This is a genomic window from Vicinamibacteria bacterium (assembly GCA_035620555.1).
Taxonomy (GTDB): Bacteria; Acidobacteriota; Vicinamibacteria; order Marinacidobacterales; family SMYC01; genus DASPGQ01.
On the sequence record DASPGQ010000478.1, the window covers coordinates 1 to 20,378 of the forward strand.

The 20,378-nt window shown below is 62.5% G+C and carries 20 protein-coding genes; 7 read left to right on the forward strand and 13 right to left on the reverse strand.

The genetic code is table 11. The features are described 5' to 3' along the window. Both VEK15_19220 and VEK15_19225 read right to left on the reverse strand, forming a co-directional pair. A partial coding sequence (locus tag VEK15_19220) for a radical SAM protein (protein HXV62838.1) occupies positions 1–1,315 on the reverse strand: 1,315 nt, incomplete at its 3' end. Between the two features lie 245 nt (positions 1,316–1,560). Next, on the reverse strand, positions 1,561–2,172 hold the full coding sequence (locus VEK15_19225; GenBank protein ID HXV62839.1) for an AAA family ATPase: 612 nt from the start codon (positions 2,170–2,172) through the stop codon (positions 1,561–1,563). Positions 2,173–2,263: 91 nt separating this feature from the next. On the opposite strand from VEK15_19225, the gene VEK15_19230 reads away from it, so the two are divergent. Next, positions 2,264–3,244 carry a 2Fe-2S iron-sulfur cluster-binding protein gene (locus VEK15_19230; GenBank protein ID HXV62840.1) on the forward strand — a complete coding sequence of 327 codons (981 nt, stop codon included), beginning with the start codon at positions 2,264–2,266 and terminating at the stop codon, positions 3,242–3,244. Between the two features lies 1 nt (position 3,245). On the opposite strand, the gene VEK15_19235 is transcribed toward VEK15_19230, so the two are convergent. Then, positions 3,246–5,558 (reverse strand): penicillin acylase family protein, encoded by a 2,313-nt coding sequence (locus tag VEK15_19235; GenBank protein ID HXV62841.1) that lies wholly within the window; start codon positions 5,556–5,558, stop codon positions 3,246–3,248. Positions 5,559–5,591: 33 nt separating this feature from the next. Next, positions 5,592–6,182 carry a hypothetical protein gene (locus tag VEK15_19240; protein ID HXV62842.1) on the reverse strand — a complete coding sequence of 197 codons (591 nt, stop codon included), beginning with the start codon at positions 6,180–6,182 and terminating at the stop codon, positions 5,592–5,594. 244 nt (positions 6,183–6,426) lie between these two features. Between VEK15_19240 and VEK15_19245 the strand changes: the two genes are divergently transcribed. Then, positions 6,427–6,669 carry a GlsB/YeaQ/YmgE family stress response membrane protein gene (locus tag VEK15_19245; protein ID HXV62843.1) on the forward strand — a complete coding sequence of 81 codons (243 nt, stop codon included), beginning with the start codon at positions 6,427–6,429 and terminating at the stop codon, positions 6,667–6,669. A 4-nt stretch (positions 6,670–6,673) separates the two neighbouring features. On the opposite strand, the gene VEK15_19250 is transcribed toward VEK15_19245, so the two are convergent. Further along, positions 6,674–8,197, reverse strand: coding sequence for a DUF4388 domain-containing protein (locus VEK15_19250; GenBank protein ID HXV62844.1), 1,524 nt, complete (start codon positions 8,195–8,197; stop codon positions 6,674–6,676). 143 nt (positions 8,198–8,340) lie between these two features. On the opposite strand from VEK15_19250, the gene VEK15_19255 reads away from it, so the two are divergent. The 3 genes from VEK15_19255 (at position 8,341) to VEK15_19265 (ending at position 11,826) form a co-directional block, all read left to right on the forward strand. Continuing rightward, complete coding sequence (locus tag VEK15_19255; GenBank protein HXV62845.1) at positions 8,341–9,183, forward strand: hypothetical protein; 843 nt, start codon at positions 8,341–8,343, stop codon at positions 9,181–9,183. Then, entirely contained in the window at positions 9,180–10,430 is a 1,251-nt protein-coding gene (locus VEK15_19260; protein HXV62846.1) for a valine--pyruvate transaminase, read from the forward strand. Before VEK15_19255 ends, VEK15_19260 begins: the two co-directional genes overlap by 4 nt. A gap of 130 nt (positions 10,431–10,560) precedes the next feature. After that, positions 10,561–11,826 (forward strand): tetratricopeptide repeat protein, encoded by a 1,266-nt coding sequence (locus VEK15_19265; GenBank protein ID HXV62847.1) that lies wholly within the window; start codon positions 10,561–10,563, stop codon positions 11,824–11,826. 334 nt (positions 11,827–12,160) lie between these two features. Here VEK15_19265 and VEK15_19270 read toward each other — a convergent pair whose 3' ends face one another. Further along, entirely contained in the window at positions 12,161–12,295 is a 135-nt protein-coding gene (locus VEK15_19270; GenBank protein HXV62848.1) for a hypothetical protein, read from the reverse strand. Between the two features lie 2 nt (positions 12,296–12,297). Next, a complete protein-coding gene (locus tag VEK15_19275) occupies positions 12,298–12,765 on the reverse strand; it encodes a hypothetical protein (GenBank protein HXV62849.1) in 468 nt (155 codons plus the stop codon). A gap of 125 nt (positions 12,766–12,890) precedes the next feature. Between VEK15_19275 and VEK15_19280 the strand changes: the two genes are divergently transcribed. Further along, positions 12,891–14,384 (forward strand): winged helix-turn-helix domain-containing protein, encoded by a 1,494-nt coding sequence (locus VEK15_19280; protein HXV62850.1) that lies wholly within the window; start codon positions 12,891–12,893, stop codon positions 14,382–14,384. On the opposite strand, the gene VEK15_19285 is transcribed toward VEK15_19280, so the two are convergent. Continuing rightward, complete coding sequence (locus VEK15_19285) at positions 14,316–14,855, reverse strand: hypothetical protein (GenBank protein HXV62851.1); 540 nt, start codon at positions 14,853–14,855, stop codon at positions 14,316–14,318. The two genes, VEK15_19280 and VEK15_19285, sit on opposite strands and share 69 nt — an antisense overlap. Positions 14,856–15,009: 154 nt before the next feature. On the opposite strand from VEK15_19285, the gene VEK15_19290 reads away from it, so the two are divergent. Then, entirely contained in the window at positions 15,010–15,861 is an 852-nt protein-coding gene (locus VEK15_19290) for an alpha/beta hydrolase-fold protein (protein HXV62852.1), read from the forward strand. A gap of 159 nt (positions 15,862–16,020) precedes the next feature. Here the strand turns inward: VEK15_19290 and VEK15_19295 are convergent, their stop codons facing one another. From VEK15_19295 to VEK15_19315, 5 genes are all read right to left on the reverse strand, one after another. Next, complete coding sequence (locus VEK15_19295; GenBank protein ID HXV62853.1) at positions 16,021–16,410, reverse strand: PIN domain-containing protein; 390 nt, start codon at positions 16,408–16,410, stop codon at positions 16,021–16,023. A 349-nt stretch (positions 16,411–16,759) separates the two neighbouring features. Further along, on the reverse strand, positions 16,760–17,893 hold the full coding sequence (locus tag VEK15_19300) for a hypothetical protein (protein ID HXV62854.1): 1,134 nt from the start codon (positions 17,891–17,893) through the stop codon (positions 16,760–16,762). Positions 17,894–17,986: 93 nt separating this feature from the next. Further along, the gene (locus VEK15_19305) at positions 17,987–18,550 is read right to left on the reverse strand and encodes a nucleotidyltransferase (GenBank protein HXV62855.1); all 564 of its coding nucleotides are present in this window, start codon (positions 18,548–18,550) and stop codon (positions 17,987–17,989) included. Further along, positions 18,525–18,779, reverse strand: a complete 255-nt coding sequence (locus tag VEK15_19310; GenBank protein HXV62856.1) for a hypothetical protein — start codon at positions 18,777–18,779, stop codon at positions 18,525–18,527. Before VEK15_19310 ends, VEK15_19305 begins: the two co-directional genes overlap by 26 nt. 151 nt (positions 18,780–18,930) lie before the next feature. Then, entirely contained in the window at positions 18,931–20,376 is a 1,446-nt protein-coding gene (locus VEK15_19315) for a DUF1501 domain-containing protein (protein ID HXV62857.1), read from the reverse strand. Between the last annotated feature and the right edge of the window lie 2 nt (positions 20,377–20,378).

A 20,378-nucleotide genomic window follows, 5' to 3' on the forward strand; every position in this document is an offset into this window, starting at 1 on the left:
TGACCGGTGCCGACTCCTTCGTCTCCTTGTCGACCATCACCGCCATGCCGACGCCGCAGTTCGGGTGGCAGCCACAGCTGAATTGGCCCCACTCGCGGCTCGGGCCGTGCACCAGGTCCGCCCAGTCGGAGAACGTTCCCAGGAAGGAGATGGGAAACCAGTCTCGCGCCGGCTCTCCGAGACCCGTCTGCTTCTTGACGTCATGGGCCAGGTGGGACAGCGTGTATCTTTGGGCGAATCGCCGCTCCGTAGTCACGGCTTCGTCACGGCCGGTGAACGAAACCGGCTGAAACGAGAGGAAGGGGATCTTCTTCGGGTTGTCGAGCGCGAAGCGGATGAGCGATCCGACTTGCTCGTTGTTGACGCCGTTGATGAGCGTCGTCACCGGGACGATATCGACGCCGTTGTTGTAGAGATTCTCTATGGCCTGGATCTTGACGTCGAAGAGATTGCCCACGTGACGGTGCGAGTTTGCCGCGTTTCCGATGCCGTCGAACTGGAGGTAGGCGTAACGAAGCCCCGCGGACGCCGCCTCCCGGGCGAACTCGGCGCTCTTTGCGAACTCGATACCGTTGGTCGCCGCCTGGGTGCTGATGTAGCCGACTTTCCGCGCGTAACGGACCGCATCGAGAAAGTAAGGCGATAGCGTAGGCTCGCCTCCGGAGAACTGCACCGACATCTGGCGCTTCGGCTTAATCGTGATGGCATTGTCGAGCAGCGTCTTGATGTCGTCCCAGGTCAGCTCGTGCACGAAGCCCACCTGGTTGGCGTCCATGAAGCACGGATCGCACATCATGTTGCAGCGGTTGGTCAGATCGATCGTCAGCACCGAGCCGCGCCCGTGCTTGATCGTGCTGCTGCCGTGCTTGTGGAGCTTTTCGTCGTTATGAGCCCGGATGTCTCGGCCGGGGAACACGTCCTCGAGGTGTTTGAAAAACTCGACATCGATGGCCATCACGTCCTCGAAATGGCCGTGGATGGGACAATCCTTCACCATCCAGATCCCGCCGTCGCGCTCGATGACCTGAGCTTTGATCTCGCCGACCTTCTCGTTCACGAGGGCATTCAAGTCCCCCTCGCCGTTCAAGATCTTGGTCCGGGCCTCGGGTATGCACTTCGGGCAGAGCGAGTCGGTCGTGCGGGGCCAGCCGAGCGTCGGCTTGGTCTTCTGCCAGGACTTCAAAAGCGGCTTGTCCGACCAGGCCGGTGTGAACGTGGGGTTGGGGCGGATCCGATTCAGCCGTTCGAATGCCCGGAAGGCGCCGTTGGCGGCGACCGTGAGGGCCTTTTCGAAGTACTTTACGGGGCGATGCATTCGACTCTCCTAAGAAAATGTCATTAAGACGGTGGCCAGTGGATACGGGGGACCCCCGGCCGAGCAACAGCGTGGAGAATACCCAGTGCGCTCGGCATAAGCCAACATTTGTCAACGAATTAGCCAGATCGGTCGTTTTTTGGTCCCTTTTGAGGAGTGAATGGCTCCTGCGTGGGTGGGTTGGGTCGAGGAGAGGCTAACTCGTTTATGACGAATAAATTGCGACTATGGTAGCGAAAATCCTGCTAGTGCAGAGTGCTCTGTCCCTCGACGCCCATGTCATCGGGAATGATGTTGCGATTGACGTGCCGGTCCAGATCGATGACGTAGGTTTCTTTGGCTTCGATGAGGATGGGCGAGTGGGTCGCCGTCACGATGCGAAAGTCCTTCTGATCGGCAAGCTCCATCAACATCTTCAGAATGCGCCTCTGGTTTGACTGGCTCAGGGCCATCTCCGGCTCGTCCAGCAAGAGGACCGTGCCGTTGGGCAACTTGGGGAAGCTCTCGCGAAACAGAGACAGCATCACCTGGCCGTGACTCGCGATCTGGAGAAACTCCCGCATCCGTGGCTCGTGCTCGAAGAGATCTAGTCGGTTCCTCGGGTTGTGCTGCTCCGCGTCGAAGAGGAAAACTTTCCCGGAATCGAGGTCGGGAAATTCCGTGCGGTAGACGTAGCCTTCGACCTCCTCGCCTTTGAGCGCGTAGTGCAGCGCGTGGAGCAGCGTCGACTTTCCCGAGCCATTCTCGCCCTTCAGCATGATGAGCGGGTGGGAGAGATCCACGACCATGGGCATGTGGAAGTTCAAGCCGGTGAATACCGGGTGAGCCAGTATCTTGAGATAATGCGTGAGCGCCATCGCGGAAGACGCTAGCACAAATCGGGGAACGGCACTAGCTCGGCCTTCGGGTCGCCCGTGCTAGGATGTGGGCTCGAAAGAAAGAGGCATCATGACGGTCATGGAGTCCACTCGATTGGTCGAATTTCTCGAAGGGCTGGCTCAATCCGACTGGATCGAGGCTCTCGACGAGCTCGGCCCATCGATCCATCCCGTGGATCGGGAAGCAACGAGAATATGGTTCGCCTTCTGGCCGCTCGACCTCCACGAGGCTTTGTCGGGCAATCCACGTGACGTCCAGGAGACGGCTCGACTGATGGACCTCGAGGGAAATTGGCGGCTCGAAGATCAGCTCGACACCGCCGTCGGCTTTCTCTATGGCGCCCATTTCTGGGTGGACGTGAAAGAGGCCATCCTTCGGCACTCGGAGCCTGGTCGCTCGCTCGCCCGCACGATTCGAGACGTCGCCGCGCGCTCGGCCGAGGCCGCGGGGACGAGCGAGGACCTCGTTATCGGGATCAGCGCCGTCGGCCTCATGATGCTGCGACAATCTGGGCACGAGGCTCTCGCCCGCGTCGCCGCGCGCTCCGCCGAAGGTCCTTTGCTGAAGACCGACCCGGCGAAAGTGATGGCAGCTCGCCGACGACAGAGCCGTGACGGCCTCTTTCCTTTTCTTCGCGGCGCCGATCGGCGATGGGAGGTACGCTGGGACGAGGCGCGGCGCGCGAGTTTTCGCGCGATCAACGGCCAGGATCTGGCCATGGCCGCCGCCGCGGACGAGGGCGATTATCGGAGTCTCGATTACCGTCGGGTCGATGGCCCCATTCCCGTCGAATGCCGAGTCGGCTCATGTGGTTACTGCTGGGTGGGGGTTCTTTCCGGACGCGAGAAACTCTCCGAGATCTCCGCTTTCGAGAAAGAGCGACTCCGCTATTTCGGCTACGACACCGTCAACGGCGAGGACCCGAGACCGCCGATTCGCCTTTCGTGCCAGACGGAATGCCACGGCGACGTAACGATATCGATCCCGCCCTGGAACGGGGAGCTGAACCGTCGTCACGACGAGGGCCGCAAGAAAATGGGCCTCGCTTGAGCTACGGGGAAGGCGTCAGAACGAGCTCGTAGCGAGTCGGGCCGGGCAGCAGGGGTGTGGGGCGGCCTTCCTCCCAATCCTCGTGTCCCGCCCCGTAGTACGGCGATAGAGGATGCCCGCTCTGCCCGCCTGGCATGTGGAAAAGCCCCTGCTCTTCGCGTCCCGGCGCCACCACGAGACGCTCCGAGGCGCCGTGGGACGGGCTCTGAACCCGCGGCATGTCGCTGTCGCCCGGTAGAGCCCTCTCGGGCATGTCCAGCCAGCGCGAAAGCAACGGAATGGCGGGACTCAAGGGATGGCGGATCGCCGATACGTTCCGAGCGCCCCAGGTCCTCGTCGACAACGGCTCGGTCCACTGCGAGGCTCTCCGGGCAACGATACCGGCAAGTGCTTCCTCCCAGCTCCGGTACGGATGAGGAACGAGATGCGGTGGTTTCTCGGTGACGAGCTTCCACAAAGGTCCTTCCCACTGCCGGAGCCCCGACAGGCGAAACCGTTCGTCCGCCTGACGCGCCGGTTCGGTGAGCGCACCTATGACGTGCTCGAAAACCGCCTGGCGTAGATCGCGCACGAGCCGGTACCCGACGGAATCGATGGACGCCCGTCCGGTCCAACTTTCATCGATGAACCGCCTCACGTTCACGAGATTTTCTCGCTCCCGCAAGATCTCGAGAAAGAGCGTCCTCCACCGTTCGAGAAGCAGGGCGCGGTCATCGAGCTGGATGGCGAGCATGTCGGCCTCACTCGCCAGTTCGAGTGACAGGAGAGAGTCTCGAATCTGGCGTGCCCGGGCCCCGAGCGAGTAGCCGCCATCACCGATGGCGTCGAGAGCGTCCCCGCCGACGACGCGAGCGTTCGCCGTCCAGATGGCGCCGGTTTCAGGATCGACGATGCGCGGATGCTCCTCGGGAGCGAGATAGCCATCCCATCGCCGCGCACCATCGGCCCACGAGCCCGGAAGTCGCCCGTCGAAACCGGCCCGCCGCGGTATGGCACCGGCGATCGTCCATCCGATCGCGCCACCGCGGTCGGCGCAAACGAAGTTCTGAGGGGGAATGCCGCTGCCTCCGGCCACGCGCAAGGCCTCGTCGAGGTCGTCCGTGGTCTCGAGCTTTCCCAGCTCCATGTTGACGGCTCGAGCGTCATGGGCGATCCATCGGACGGCTCGAGGACGCCCCCGGTGATCCTCATCGATGAGAGGCCCCCAGATGGTCTCGCGCACTTCCAGCAATTCGGGCTCGGCTCCCTCGACGTCGATCCGCTCGTGATGCACGACGAAGCTCTCCCAGCCGGCCGGCGTACGATACCGGCCCGGGTCGTCGTCGTCGACCTCGATCTCGACGAGATCGACCCAATCTCCGTTGGAGTTCGTGAAGCCCCAGGCAATGTGGCCGTTGCTGCCGGCGACCAGGCTCGGGGTCCCGGGAAGCGTCACCCCGACGATACGATTCGCTCCCCACTCGAGGAGTGCCCGAAACCAGATGTTGGGAACGGCGTGACCCAGGTGCATATCGCTCGCGAGGATCGCCCCGCCATGGGCCGTCTTCTTGCCGGAGACGACCCAGTTGTTGCTTCCGAGCTCACTCGTCGGATCGTGATCACTGGGCCGCTCGGCCCCGACCTCTCCCCCCGAGTCGACGGCGGGTATGGGCGCCACTTCGAGAGGCTCACCCTCGACCGGAGCGTCCCACTCCGTTCCCGCTGGCGTCAGAAATTCCGCCAGCTCGCGTGGAAGCACGTCGAACATCAAGCCGACGTCGGCATCATCGCGCCCGGTCTCGTCGTTGAGCTGGAAGAACATCGAGTAGACGACGAGGACCGAGTCCTCGGGCGTCCATGGGGAAGGTTGCTGGCGGAGCAAGAGGTATTCGAACGGCGACGCACCGAGAGATGCGAGACCGGCGTTGACGCCATCCGCGTAAGACGTAACCAGCTCGCGCTCTCGCGGGCCGGCGCGGGTCAGGACTCGCTCGGCCCGCGCCCGCATGCGATGGATTCGCCGGCTTCGATCGATGGAAAGAGCGTCTTTGCCCAGAAGGGCGGCAAGCTCTCCCGCGGCGCTTCTCCTCATCAAGTCCATCTGGAAGAAACGCTCCTGGGCGTGGACGAAGCCCAGAGCCCGGGACAAGTCCATCCGATTCGCGCCGCGAAGGGTTGCGACTCCAAGAGCGTCACGTTCGAGCGTCACCGGTGCCGAGAGACCCGCTAGCTCGATTTCCCCATCGAGCTTCGGCAGGCTCCGCGAGAAGCGATGGTAGGTCGAGACGCCGGCGACGATCAGCAGGGCGGCGAGCACCAAGCCGATCCGCTTCAAGCGGGTCTCAACTTTCCTTCAGCGGAACGGTTCTCAGGGAAGGTCTGGAAGACCCGGTAGCGACCCGACCTTTGTCGGTGACGTCGACGGAGTGCAGGTCGGCGGTTGTTCGCCCATGCCGAAAGTCCCGTTCCCGCATTCGGTGCATCGGCTCGCTTGGTCGCAGTCGCCCATCATGGGCGCCTGGCTGCCTTTGCATGTCGCTTCGCAGGGGCCACTGCTGCAGGCGACATAGGCCCCTTCGCAGGCCGCGTAGTGGGTCCCGCACTCCATGCTGCATGGGGCGTCCCCACTGCAATTCAGAGTGGAATCCCCGCAAGCGTCTTTTTCCTCGCACGTGACCGTACAGGGAAAGCCTGCGGGACAATTGAAGATGCCATCGTCGCAGGCGTCGAGGCCGTCACAGATGATGAGACAGGGCCGGCCGGGCGGGCAATCATGAATCTGACCTTCACAGGCCTTGGTGCCGGTGCAATCGATGGTGTACACGCCGGCGCTGCTCGTCTGGCCGGCGCTGATGGCTGGTTCCTTCGCCGCCACCAGTTCCGCGCCGACACCCACTACGGTGATGAGGACTCCCAGGAAGATCGCTGCGAGGAGAGTCGGGATCGCGTGCCTGTTCATTCGCGTTGCTCCATTCTCTGTCGTGAAGGACACCGTCGAGATCGGTACCCACTATTCCCCAACCCGGCGGCTCGAGAGTCGAGATGGCCTGCGCGTTTCGCCGACCGTCTGACGCCTCGCCGCGAGACAACCTACCATTTATTAGCGTAATCGGATCGGCGGGGAATGATCAACTGGATCGTCGTTCTCTGTCGTTGTTTTGTCGTTCCTGTGATATGAGTACCCCGGCAAAAGGAGGGAAAAGGTGAACCTCATTTATTTTCTCATCATCGGGCTGGCAGCGGGCTGGCTCGCGGGTCAGATTATGAAGGGCCGGGGCTTCGGGCTGGCGGGGAATCTCGTCGTTGGCGTCATCGGCGCCGTCGTCGGCGGATTCTTGTTCGGCGCCTTCGGAATATCCTCGAGTGGAACCATCGGCTCCCTCGTGACGGCGACGGTGGGTGCCGTCGTGCTCCTGTGGATCGTGGGGCAGCTGAAGAAAGCCTAGAATCCTAAGCGAAGAGCTGTTTCAGCTTGCGCTGGAGCGACGTATCGTCGCTCGCCTTGAGATCGACGAGTGCGCTTCTCGCCTGCGAGAGCCTCGGGTCGATGCGCAGGGCGGTCTTGAACTCGGCGAGCGCGCGATTCTTCATGTCGAACGACAAGTAGTAGCGGCCGAGGAGATAGTGGAGCTCTGCGTTCTGCGGATCGAGCGACAGCGCCTTTCTGAAGTGCCGCTCCGCCTTGGCTCTCATCACCGGATGTGACGCGAGGGCTTGGGCCAGCATGGCCTCGAACTTCGCATTCTGAGGAGCGAGCTTCACGATCTCGTACAGGAACGAGATCACGCCTTCCCTGTCGTTGACGATCTTTCTCAGTTTCACCTCTTTCAAGAGGCGTTTGACTTCGTCCCGGTCTTCGACGGAACGGAATGCCGCTACCGTGGATTTCGGGGTTCCGGCGACAGGTGCCCGTTCTTCCAGGAGCTTGGCCTTCGCGCGGTCGAGTCTCGCCCGGATTTCCTCTACCTTGAGAAAGAGGGTTTCCTCGCTTTGGAACTTCCTTTGCTCGGACTCCCACTCTTCTTGTCTGATCACGTAGGCCCGGCGGATTTCCTCCTCCGAGGCATCCGGTGCCACGCCGAGAAGCTCGCAGGCGGAGGCGTGCTCGGTGTTCTCGAAAGCGAGGAGCAGCTGCTGCCTCTCGTCGACCGTCTGAACGGCATCCGCTTCACTATCGATCTGGGAAAGCAGGAACGTGCCGGTTTCCTCCTGCACCTTGAGCGGGGTAACCGTCCGATCGGCCACCGTCTCCAGAACGCCTGCGGACAGAAGTCCATAGACGGTTCGGAGAACGGTGCTGCGTTTCTTGGGAACCCGTTGCAGAATGCCTTCCACCGGTCGTTTCTTTTGTGCCGCCTCCATCACCAGAAGCTCCTCGGGAAGGAAGCGAACATCTTCGAAGCTGAACGGAGGGCAGGAGGAGAGCACTAACTCGGTATCGAGCGAAGGAAGCGATTTTCCGATGAGCTCCCCATTCGTCATGAGCCGGACTCCCTCGAGCTGGATCCGATAGATCGAAAGGCTCAACCGGAGATCCAGAGCGATCGGGCATTCCTGCTCCTCGAAACGATACGTGCCCTCGGCGGCGAAAAGAGAGGAGACGATCGCGCGGGCCTGATAGGCCAATGCCTCGCCGAGCTCGTCCTCGCTGAGAAATCCCTTGCCCACCAGGGCCTCCCCGATTCGACGTCTTTCTCCAACGAGACTCAAAGCGGCAGCGAGGTCGTCCTCGGTAATGCGTCCTCTCCGGACCAGTAGATGGCCGAGCCGATCGGTATCCGCGTTACTTCCCGCAAAGACCACGAATCCTCGGTCGAAATAGACGGATTTCGCGACACGGCCCGAGCTCACCTCGAGCGTTCCGCTCAGCTCGTTGAGCGCAACAGTCTTGAGCACTTCCGCCAAGGCCACTTGGGAAAGCGATCCCTCACTCGCAAGAAGATTGAACTGGGGTTCTACGGGTACTTCCATCATTCGACTTCCGATCGGCCATACAATCTCCGTGCCACCATCGGACAGTTCTAAGTCGTTGATCCTAGGGCCTGGCAAGGGGCGCATCGCCCCGACATCGTGGGTTTTGTCCCATAGCGTTCGGGGTTCCATGCTACGCTTGCGGCGTGATTACCGTCTCGCTCCTCATAGCTCTCGGCGTTTTCGGACCCGATGAGCATCTCCGCTTTCTCGTCATGGGGAAGACGACCAACCACCGTCAGACCGGCTCTAATGAGCTCGAGCTTCTCAACTATCATTTCTTCGCCGAGATCTTCCCGAAGGAAGGAGGCCGGGTGACCCAGGCGGAGCTCGCGTTTCCGAACGGTGACCGCCAGAAATTCGAGGATCTCGGCCATGTGCTCGAGCTGCATGGTGGAAGGTATGACGACGAGGCCGATCTCGACCGTTCCTACCCCAACGGACCTTACCGATTTCGTTTCGAGACGCCGGGCGGTACCGTCGAGGGGCGCGTTCTCCACGTGCAAGGGACGGGGAAAGGCAGCTCGCGGATTCCGGAACCCGTGTGGATCAGCCTGAGCCAGGAAGGACGACCCGTTTCGCCCGCGGCGGTTGACTCGGACGCGGATCTGATCGTGAGCTGGAGTGAGTTTACCCGGGCGCGCCCGGATCCCAATGGAATCCTCGACGATCTGCTATTCGTCGTGGCGGGTGATTGTCACGGAGAAAAAACGGTGCACAGCGGCCGTCCATTCGAAGGAACGGGTCATCTCGATTACCGAGCCAAGTCCTACACGATCTCGAAGGACAAGCTTCGCCCGGGAGAGCGGCATCAGATGTTCGTCGAGCATGCGACGGTAGATACCAGCAAAGAGGACGGGATCGTGGGTCTGGTCACCTACGCCGCCACGACCTTTCTCGATTTCGAGACCACCGGTCGTCCTTCGCGAGAGCCCTGTCCCTCGGTCATGCCTCGGATCGATCCAGGGCAAACCGATCGCCATCCGTGAAGCGTTCTCGGTTCGGCGCGAAGTTCACGCGGGAGTCGGGAATACTCCGGCTCATGAACGATCTCGGAGAGGCCGCTTCTGCCGATTCCCCGGTCCTTGCGCTAGGTGGCGGCAATCCGGCACGAATCCCCGAGGTCGAGAGCCTCTTCAGAAAGCGGGTTCGAAACGCTCTCGACTCCGGTGACGAGCTCGAGAGGCTCATCGGGAGCTACGATTCGCCTCGGGGGAATCGAGAGTTCATCGAAGCCCTCGCCCGTCTGTTGAAGAACCAGTTTGCCTGGAAGCTCGCGGATTCCAACATCGCTTTGACGAGCGGGAGCCAGACCTCCTTCTTCTTCCTCTTCAACTTGCTCGCGGGGCAAAGTGAGGACGGGTGCCGTCGCCGAATATTCTTTCCCCTCGCCCCCGAATACATTGGTTACGGCGATGTAGGTATCGAGCCCGACATGTTTGTTTCGCGCAGGCCAGAGATCGAGCTCATTCCCCCCGACCTCTTCAAGTACCACATCGATTTCGAGGCCCTTTCCCTGGGCGACGACGTCGCCGCCATCTGTGTCTCGCGACCGACGAACCCGACCGCCAACGTTCTGACCGGAGGGGAGCTCGCCCGGCTTTCCGAGCTGGCTCGCGGCCGGGCGATTCCCCTCATCGTTGACAACGCCTACGGGACTCCTTTTCCCGACATCGTCTTCAATGACGCCGAGCCAGTCTGGGACGAGAACGTGATCCTGACGATGAGCCTCTCGAAGCTGGGACTTCCCGGAGCTCGCACGGGCATCGTGATCGCCGACGAGGAGACGATTCGAGCGATATCGACCTTGAACGCCATCGTCTCGCTGGCGCCAGGTAGCTTCGGCGCGTTTCTAGCCCTCGAGCTCGTCAAGAGCGGTGAGATACTCGACGTGGCTCGACGGGTCGTTCGCCCATTCTACGAGCGCAAGTCGCGGCAAGCGCTCGAGTGGGTGCGTGAGTCCTTCAGAGGACTTCCTTACCGTGTTCACGTGCCCGAAGGGACCTTCTTCCTCTGGCTCTGGTTCGAAGGCATGCCGATCTCGTCGCAGGACTTGTACGAAAGGCTCAAAGCTCGCAACGTTCTCGTCGTGCCCGGTCACCACTTCTTTCCCGGCCTCGAAGAGGACTGGCGCCATCGCAACGAGTGCATCCGGATCAATTACGCCGGGAGCGATCCCGTCGTGCGCCGCGGGCTAGGCCTCGTTGCCGAAGAGATCCGCGCGGCGTTTCGCTGAGAGTCCCACCCCCCCGACTCGATCGGGAACCCGAAGCGCCTCCCGTACGTAGCTGCTTGGGATGGAGGAAGCGTGTGGGAGCTCGCCGCTTCAAAACCTTGAATCATCGATTCAAAAAATGGGAGGTCCAATGAGCGTAGCACGCGTACTGCACGGGCTCTTGCTTGCGAGTCTTCTCGCGTCCCCTGGCTTTGGAGCAGTGAAGAAGTTCGAATGGAGCACCCAGTCGGCCGAGGCGAAAGCGCTCATCACCGAGCTTCAGGCTCGGATCGAGAATTTCCAGCTGGGAGCCGGCACCGTCGACGTTGCCAGAAAGCTCGTGGCGGCCGATCCGAATTTCGCGATGGGAGTCTATTACCTGTCGGCGGTCGTGCCCTCGCCCGAGGCGGAAGAGCAGCTCGAACGGGCGGTGGAGCTTTCCAGGGCCGCATCGGATGGGGAGCGCCGGTTCATCGAAGCGATGTCCTTGGCTCGGGCGAACGGCGGGGCGAACTTTCAGGCTGCCATCGATCCCCTGGAGAAGCTCGCCTTTGACTACCCGGACGAGCGGCTCGTCCAGATGATCCTCGGGCAGATTTATCTTGGCACACAGAATGGCGAGAAGGCGCGCAGCGCGTTCGAGAGGGCGCAGGCCATCGGACCACCGAGCCAGCGTGCCCGTTCGTTTCTCGCCAACGACGACCTGATGCAGGGCGAATACGAGAAGGCGCGGGCTTCGTTCGAGTCCATCGAAAAAGAGCTGCCGGAGGGCGCGGCTCCCGCGCCCATTCGCTACGGTGTGACTTTCAGCTACCTCTACGAGGACAATGTCGACGCGGCGATCGAATCTCTCGAGACCTATCTCGCCGAGTACCGTGACAGCGGGGCAGCGCAAGGCTTCCCCGAAGTGTTCATCTGGAACTCGATCGCCCGCATCAGCCTCGAGAACGGGCGCCTGGCCAAGGCGATGGATGCCTACGAGAAAGGCTACGAGAGCGTGCCGGGAAGCAGCCTGCCCGAGGATCAGAAACAGCTCTGGCTCGGCCGCCTGCTCCATGGCCGCTGCCGCGTTCTGTCGAAAATGGGAAAGCACGAGGAGGCCTGGGGCGTTGCCGAGGAAATCCGGAAGATGATCGAGGATGGCGGCGAGGGAGCCCAGCAGTATCTCACGGCGTATCATTATCTCGTCGGCTACTTGATGCTGGAAAAAGGAGAGACTCAGAAGGCGGTTGAGCATCTGAAGCAGGGCAACACCGACGACCCCTTCCAAACGCTCCTTCTCGCTCGCGCCTACGATCGTTTGGGTGAGGAAGACAAGGCAAGAAGCGCTTACCAGTCGGTCGTGGACTCCAGCGCCAACGGTCTGGAGCGCGCGCTCGCCTATACCGAAGCGAAACGTCGACTCGCGGAGATCTGAATCGGAGCTAGGCTAGGCTCGGGTCCTCGTCATTCGTCGCAGCGTCGCGGCCGCGTCGATTCTCGCCGCGCAGCGGGCCGGAAGGTAGCTGGCTCCGGTGGCCACCGCCAGGAAGACGACGACCGCTGCGATGAGAGAGAGTTGCCGGGTCCCGGGGACCGATGTCGAAGAGTAGGCTCGACATCCGCCGCCCTAGGAACGACGCGAGGACGAGACCGGCGGCGATTCCAACGGCCACGATCGCGAGGCTCCGCCGAGCTATGTCCCGACGACTCGACCGCGACCCGCGCCCCAGCGCGAGACGGATGCCGAGCTCTCGCATTCGCTCGGAGACCTAGCTCGAGATCGTCTCAAAGAGACCGAGCGCGTATAGCGCGAGAGCGACGAAGGTGACGGTGCTCACCCCTGACGTGGCGAAGCGGGTTCGCGCCAACGAGGGACCGACGTAGCCCGTACCTGCAAAATGCATCCTCAGCGCTCCAGAACCCGGACGGTAACGCGAAGGCTCCACCGAGCACCCGTCCCCGGATCCGGGCCGGCGGCGACGTCGATGGTCTCGCCGTCGCTCGCCCAGATCTCGCTTTGCGAGCTGAAGGTGAGAAATGTGGGATTCCCCGCCGCGTCGGGGTCGCCGAGCGCGCTTCGCTCGAACTTCAGATGGATACGAAAGCGCTCGCCGGTCTGGCTGGCGCGCCCCTGGAGGTTCAAACCGACGTTTCGATACTGCACCCCGTCCGCCCCGGAAACGGCGACCTCGCGCCCCGATCGCAGCGTGGTCATTCTCGTCCCGTTCGCGACCAGGTAGAGCTTATGGGTCGCACGCTCCTCTTCGGCTCCTGAGGCGTGATGCGAGCTGACGAGCTCGAGCTCGAGCGGGGTGAGCGATGAGGAGTCGACGGGCTGAGCGAGCAACGATACGAGAAGAAGCAGCGACGGCATGTGTCCTCCTTCAGTTTCTTTGGAGAGTACAGCGAGAGTCGGTACTTTATTCCCGTACTGCGTTCCGAGCGTGGAGTCGCTTTTTCATCAGCGTTGCTGGCGCGCTACGATCGAGTCGATTCGCCATGGCTCGACTGACGCTCGACGACGACGGATTCCGCCTCGACGAGGGCTCGCACGAGCTGTGTCGAGGCAGCCGTCGCATTCGCCTGGCGGAGAAACCGTTTCGCGTGCTGCTCGCCCTCAAGAAGGCGGACGGCTCCGTCGTGACGCGGGACGTGCTCCGGAAGCGGTTATGGTCGGACGATACATTCGTCGATTTCGACAACAACCTCAACAGCGCGGTGACGAGCTTGCGGAGGGCGCTAGGCGATTCGGCGGCCGCACCGCGATACATCGAGACCATCCCCCGGGTGGGCTACCGGCTGTTGGCGCGAAAGCGGTCGCTCGGCAGCCGCCGGTCGCTGGCCCTCTGGGCGGTCGGCACGGTTTTGATGACAATCGCCGTTGCTGGCGTTTCGATGTGGTCGCGTCCGGATGCACCAGAGTCAGCCGCCCTGTCTCCGGCGAGGCCGCAAGCTCTGTCGTTGATCCGTCGTGGCAAGTATCTCCACGCGCGGTATCTCACGGGACGCGGCAACGAAGACCTTCTCGCCGCGCGCGCGGCGTTTCGGGAGGCTTTCGCTCTCGACCCCGGGCACGCAATGGCGTTGGCCGAGGAAGGGGACGTGCTGATGGACATGAGCTTCGCCGGGCTCATCGTCTTTCGCGACGGCGTGACGCAAGCGCGTGCGGTGTCCGAGCGTGCGCTTTCGGTCGAGCCGGAGAACGTCCCCGCGCTTCGGGTCATGGCGATGGCGGCGTTGTTTCTCGACTGGGATCTTGCCGCTTCCCGCAAATGGCTCGACCGCGCCACCGCTGGCGCATCGGCGCAAGATGCGCGAACCGCGCTCGCCGCGGCGACTTACTTTTCCGCCGCCGGCGACCACGAAGCGGCGATCGCGGAGGCCGAGCGCGCCGTTGCTCTCGATCCGGCCGCTTACTACGTTCGCGCCGATCTCGCGTTCTTCTATCTGGCGGCCGGACTGAACGAGCGCGCTGCGGAAGAGGCAACGCGGGTCATCGAGGTCGCGCCGGAGTTCCCGCCCGCCCACGTGTTCGCCGTTCTCGCCAACGAGCGCCTGGCGCGCTGGGACGAAGCCGCGCAATCGGCGCAGGTTTTGCTGCACATGGGCTGGGCGCCAGGGACCGAACCGGAGCGCATCGACGGCGCAGAGCCCAAAGACGTCGTTGCGTTCTGGCGCCACTGGGACCTGGAGCGTATTCGCACACGGGCTGAGGCCGTCTCCGCGGGTGAGCTCGCCCTGTCGCTCGGCCTGCGCCATGCCGCGCTCGGCAATCGAGCCCAGGCTTTGGATCACCTCGAGCTGGCATTCGCACATCGAGCGCCCTTGCTCGTCTTTTTACCCTCCTTCCCAGAGCTCTACACCTTGCGGTCGGAGCCGCGCTTCGAGAAGCTGCTGCAACGAGTTCACCGAGGTGGAATCGGCTCAGCGTTGTCGGCGCCAGATATACGTTCTCCGCTCTTTCCAGGTGCCGCTCTCGTCGACGTCGAATGACTGGGTCGTATGCTCGTCGGCCTTCAGCACCGCGCGATGACCGACGCGAGTCGCACGGCCGGTCGCCGCGTCGTAGAACGTCTGTAGCATTTCCGTCGAACCGTCGGCGTTCTGATGATGAGGGCCCGCACCGTAGGTTCCGTCGCGCCCGAACTGAGTCGTCAACAGACGTTGCTCCCCCGGGTGCCAGAACTCGCGGAACTCCCAGAACGTCGCGACTTCCTCACCGTCTTTGATCCCATAGAGCCGGCCCACCAGACTCTGGTTGCCGATGCCCCAGGTCCACTCGAGTCCAAAGGAGTCCATCGACGCCTCCTCGGTCTTGTAAGCGCTGTTGTCGGCAATCCACACGCCGATTAGATTCTTCCAATTGGCGACGACCCAGTCCGGCGCGGGCTGGGCTTCCACGCTCCGGACGCCCGTCCCGGCGATAACGAGAAGAGGGAAGAGAAAGAGTAGGTTGCTTCGCATGGCGGCTTTATAGGCCGGGCAGTCTGCGGAAGCCATAGAGGAGAGCGCAAAATAGCCGCAAAGGTTTCGCAAATCTTCATCCCGTCCGTCGGTCCAGCCGGGTCGCTTGACCCATCGGGGTCCGAAGCACAACATACGGAGCGTGGAGGTGCTGATGAGGGCCTTGCTCACGCTCGTTTTCTTGGGTAGCTCCGTTTCGGGTGCGTCCGCAGGAGGCGATTCGGTCGATGTCAGCAAGCTCGAGGGCCTGGGAGATGTGCGATACCACCTCTTGGAAACCAAGGAGCCCGAGCGCAGCTATCACATCTTTGTCAGCCTCCCCGCGAGCTACGACCTGTCGGATGACTCGACGTACCCTACGATCTATCTGCTCGATGGAGGTATCACTTTTCCGCTGCTGTCGGCCTATTACAGCTATCTCGCGCTTGGCGAAGAGATGCCGGAAGCCATCGTCGTCGGCATTTCCTACGGGACCCATGACGAGCGGGAGGGCAACCGGCGCAGCACCGATTTCACCGCGCCCTCCACGGAGCGAGAGAATTGGGGGGGCGCCCAAGTGTTCCAGCGTTTTCTTTCCGAGCGCTTGTTCCCGTTGATCCAGGAGCAGTTCCGCAGCCGCGCCGATCGCCGCATCCTGTTCGGACAGTCGCTCGGAGGACAGTTCGTTCTTTATACATCACTGACCCGACCCGGGTTGTTTTGGGGGCATATCGCGAGCAATCCTGCCCTCCATAGGAATTTGCCGTTTTTCCTGTCGTGGCAAGGCGAGGGTGCCATGCCGCCGAGCGGAGGAAGGGTGTTCGTTGCGAGTGGGAGTCTGGATGATCCGCGGTTTCGTGAACCCGCACTGGAGTGGATTCAGCATTGGTCGAATGATGGCGTCAGCAAGCCGTGGGAGTTGCGGGCCATCACGTTGGACGGCCACACCCACTTTTCGGCTGGACCGGGAGCATTTCTTGCCGGCCTCCGCTGGCTGCTGAACGACGACGAAGCGCAGGCGCGATAGGGCTCAACCTCGGTCGACGTGCCGATCCATCGGCCGGTGAGCGTTCGTGTCAATGGCTCTGGGCTGCCGGAAAATCCAGCGGGCGCGTTGACCGGCTCGAGAGGAAATCCCGGTTTCCAGCGTTCCCTCGGGTTCCCGGCACCTTCGCGCGCCGGAAAGCTACGCCTTCCGGATCTCGATCTGCTCAGCGAACGGTTTGAAGTCAGCGAGATTCTTCGTGTACAGGGGTACGGCGTGCACGCGGGCGGTTGCCGCGATGAAGAGGTCGACCACCCTGGTACGTACCTTGCGCCCAGCGCGAAGGGTGATGGCCGCGAGCTCGCCGTAGGCCCGAGCTACTCCTTCGTCGATGGGCAGCGCGGTGAAGCGCGCCTCAATCTCCGTCAAGCGGCGAACTCTGAGAGTGCGAATCTCGTGGTCCTTCGCGAGGTGGACTCCGAAATGAAGCTCGGCCAAAGTGGCTGCTGAGATAGCTGCCTCAGCCGGCAGCTCGGATGCCTCCGTCGCGATAACGACCGAGGTATCCAGGAGTCCTCTCACCGTTGCCACGGGTCGCTCAAAAGCTCAGGCTCCACGCTTCGCAGATCGTTTATTAACGTTGGATCGGTGGGAGTTGCGAGAAGCTCATGGACTGCCCGAGCGGCGACCCACTGACGGCGCTCATACGGACCGAGGACCGCGACAGGACGACCGTTCACAGTGATGATGAAACGTTGTCCAGCCTCGGCTTCGCGCAGGATCTTGGCGCTTTCGTTGCGTAGAGTGCGTTGCTGGATCGTCTTCATAGTTAGATTGTAGCATAAGTGCTACAAACCCTAGGCAGCTTGTCCAAAGGGTTCCTGGTGTGCCTTGCTAGGTGGGCTCGAGGATCGTTTGCCGATTGACTCCGTGGGGGGCGTCATGGCTCGAGCCTCGTGGTGATGCGAAAGAGCTCACCGTCGGCGGCGTCGAGGACGAAGGTGAATCCCACGAAAGAGGTGCTGCTCACGGTCTCCCAGCCTCCCGAGGCCCCATCGAGCCTTTCGACGCCGTACGAATAGCGCTTCGCCTCGTGCCAGGGAGCGATACCCAGCCATTTGGACTGCAGCCTCACGGTGACGCTCTGCGAGTCATCGTAGTCCCGGTTGGCGACGAGGACGTAGTCCGTACCTTCCTCGTCCTCGAACATGCCGTATACGAGTCCAGCACGATCCTCCTCGCCGATGAGCTGAACCCAGTGCTCCTTGGGCGCCTCGCTCGTGCCGCGGGGAAGGGGAGCCGTGTGGTAGACATCGATGGATCGGAGCCTGGCGAGCTCCGGCCCGACCTTGGCGATCTCGCGATTGATAGCGGCGACATCCTCTCCCCAGGGCGCGAGCTTCGTCGTTCCCGGCTCGAAGAGGATACCGGCCGAGAACCATTCGATCGCTTTCACGCCGTAGGCGAGGTTGGTGTAGACGCTCTGCCTGAGCTTCGCGCGGTTGTCGGCGAGATAAGTGCGGTCGCCCCGCTCGATGCCGGGGTTTGCGTCCACCTCGATACAGCTTCCCAGTGGAATGCCCGCAAGCACGGCTTGATCCCGAAACTCCTCGAGCTTCTCGAAGTAGCGGTCGCTTCCCCACCACCACTGGTAGTAGTCGAAGCTCAGGATCTCGGGCTCGAACGTGGCGATGTAAGTTCGAAGGAATTCCCCGGTGGTGGAGAGCATGTTGACGAAATAGTACGGATCAGAGTCGATGGCGCGAAGCTCGCGCTTTTTCTCCGCGAGGGGGAAAAACGCCTCTTCCGGGTAGGGCTCGTCAGCCAGATGATAGCCCCAGAGCACCGGATGCGATTGGAGTGCCGCGACGACATCGGGGCTCGGATCGCGCACCATGACCTTCAAGCCGTACTTCGCGAAGACGTCGATCGTCTCCCGGTCGCCGTCGACTAGCGTGAAGCCCGCCTTCGCCACGGCGCGAGCAACGACCTCGGGGTCGTCCACTTCAGGCAGACCCCAGAGGTAGATCGTGAACTCGAACGCCTTACGAGCCGCGAGGAGTGAGATGCCCATCCGCCGTTCCTCCTGCGGCAGATTGTAGCGAAGGGGACGATTGAGGTCACGGCGACGGAAGGAATTCTTCCCGACGAACGAGAACGGGCCTGGCTACGAGCGCCGAAGGGACTCGAAGGCGGAAACGAGGTCGCTCTGACTCAGTGCTTCCTCGAGCTTCCGCAACGTCCGGCGAATTCGTTCTCCATCGAGCTCGGCTCCGCGAATCCGCCAGAGGCTTTGAGCATCCTCGACGTCCTTTGGCCGTCCCGCAAGCAGCTTGGCGATGATGAGGTCCTCCGGATCGATCAGTGGTACGGTCGTGCTTCCGAGCTTTACGTTGCGGGCCCTGTCCAGAAATTCGTCCTCGAGGCCGGAAGCGGCGAGAACGACGTCGAGCGGCATGGCCGTCGCCAGATGGACGAACGGCATCACCCGAGTGCGGCGAACGAAGTCAGGGTCATCGACCCGCAGCTCGAATCCAGCCGCTTTCATGTCGGCGGCGAATCGTTCCGGCTCCTCGGGAACGAGCTCGACGGTAACGTCGACGTCGGCGCTCAGTCGAGGCACGCCGTAAGCGATTACGGCTTGGGCTCCGAAGACGTACCAACGCCCCCAGCTTGCGAGGACCTTGGACAGGTCCGCAAGCAGCTCAAGGGCGGCCGGCTGGATCGACACGACGGAGGAGCTTGGCGAGTCGCGCGTGAGAGAGGACGTCCTCGCGCCGCTCCGAAGGATGGGGCCAGCCGGGATGCTGCCACAGCGCTTGTCTTCGCAACTCCTCGGAGATCCGAAAACTCTCTTCCGGCCCGAGGCGGGCGACACGCTCGCCCCAGTAGGCATCCTTGGACTTTCGCGCCGCCTCCCAGTCTCGCGAGACGAAATCGCGAATGTTGCGGGTAATCACGGTTGATTCTATCCCGCCGCTCTTGGCGGTGGCAAAGCCGCGGCCACGAGAATCCGTCAGGTAAACTGATTCTTGGGGCGGTGGGGGACGAGAACTCGTGGACGATGATGAAACGATGAGCAAGGCGTGATGCGAGACTGAAAGCGGACCCTCAGGCGATGATCTGTGGAATCGGCGTGCCGTGGACGTCGGTGAGACGCATGTCGCGGCCGTTGAATTGATAGGTCAGCTTCGTGTGGTCCATGCCCAGCAGGTACAAGATCGTCGCGTGCAGGTCGTGTGCCGAGATCGGCTGCTCCAGTGCCTTGTATCCGAACTCGTCGCTCGCGCCGACGACTTGACCGCCGCCGATCCCCGCGCCCGCCATCCAGACCGTCATGGTACCGGGGTTGTGGTCACGGCCGACGCCGCGTTGAGAGATGGGCATCCGTCCGAACTCTCCGTGCCAGAGGATGAGCGTCGAATCGAGCAGGCCGCGCGCCGCGAGATCCGTCAGAAGGCCGGCGATGGGAAGATCGGACTCGGCGGCGTGCTGCCGGTGGTTCTCTTCGAGATTGCTGTGCGCATCCCAGGTGTCGGTGTTCTGATCGCCCATGCCGCCGTGGAAGAGCTGCACGAAGCGTACTCCGCGTTCCACTAGTCGCCGCGCCATGAGGCATTGCCGGCCGAAAGGCTCGGTCACTTCCTCATCGAGCCCGTAGAGCTTTTTCGTCTCGCTGGATTCCGACGACACATCGATCGCTTCCGGGGCGCAGCCTTGCATCCGGTAAGCAAGCTCGTAAGACGAGATCCGCGCCGCGAGCTCCGAGCTTCCCGGATGTTTCTCCATATCCAGCTCGTTCAGTTTCGCGAGCGTATCCAGGCGAGCGCGCTGCTCTTCCGCTGTCATGCCTTCGGGAGGCTCGAGGTCGACGATGGGCCGGCCGACGGCACGAAAGAGCGTTCCCTGATAGCTCGCGGGCATGAAGCCGGCGCTCCAGTCGTTCGGCCCCCCGAGCGGCCCGCCCCGGTAGTCGTTCATCACCACGAAAGCAGGAAGGCTGGAGCTCTCGGAGCCGAGCCCGTAGGTCACCCAGGCGCCCACGCTGGGAAATCCCATCCTCAGCTGGCCCGTCTGCATCTCGTAGGTCGCCTGGACGTGGTCGTTCGATCGACCGTAGACCGATCGCAAGAACGCGATCTCGTCGACGTGTCGCGCGAGATGGGGGAAGAGCTCCGATACGTCCACGCCGCTCTCCCCGTACTTCTTGAACGTGAACGGGCTCGGCATCAGCGGGCCGGGGAACCCCTGGCGGACCACGATGCTACCGCCGACTTTGCCGTCGAGAGGCTCTCCGGCATATTTGGCGAGCGCGGGCTTGGGATCGAACGTGTCGACGTGGCTGACCCCACCGCTCATGAAGAGCGAGATGACGGCGGTGGCACGCGGCCTGAAATGCGGAGGCTTCGGCGCGAACGGGGTTCCCTCAACCAGGGCGTCGCACGACTCGGCGGCGAGCAACCCGTCACGGTCGAGAAGCTGGGCAAGGGCGAGTCCGGCGATTCCGCCACCCGACTCGAAAAGGAATCGGCGGCGCGACCAGAACGTCTCTTTCATAC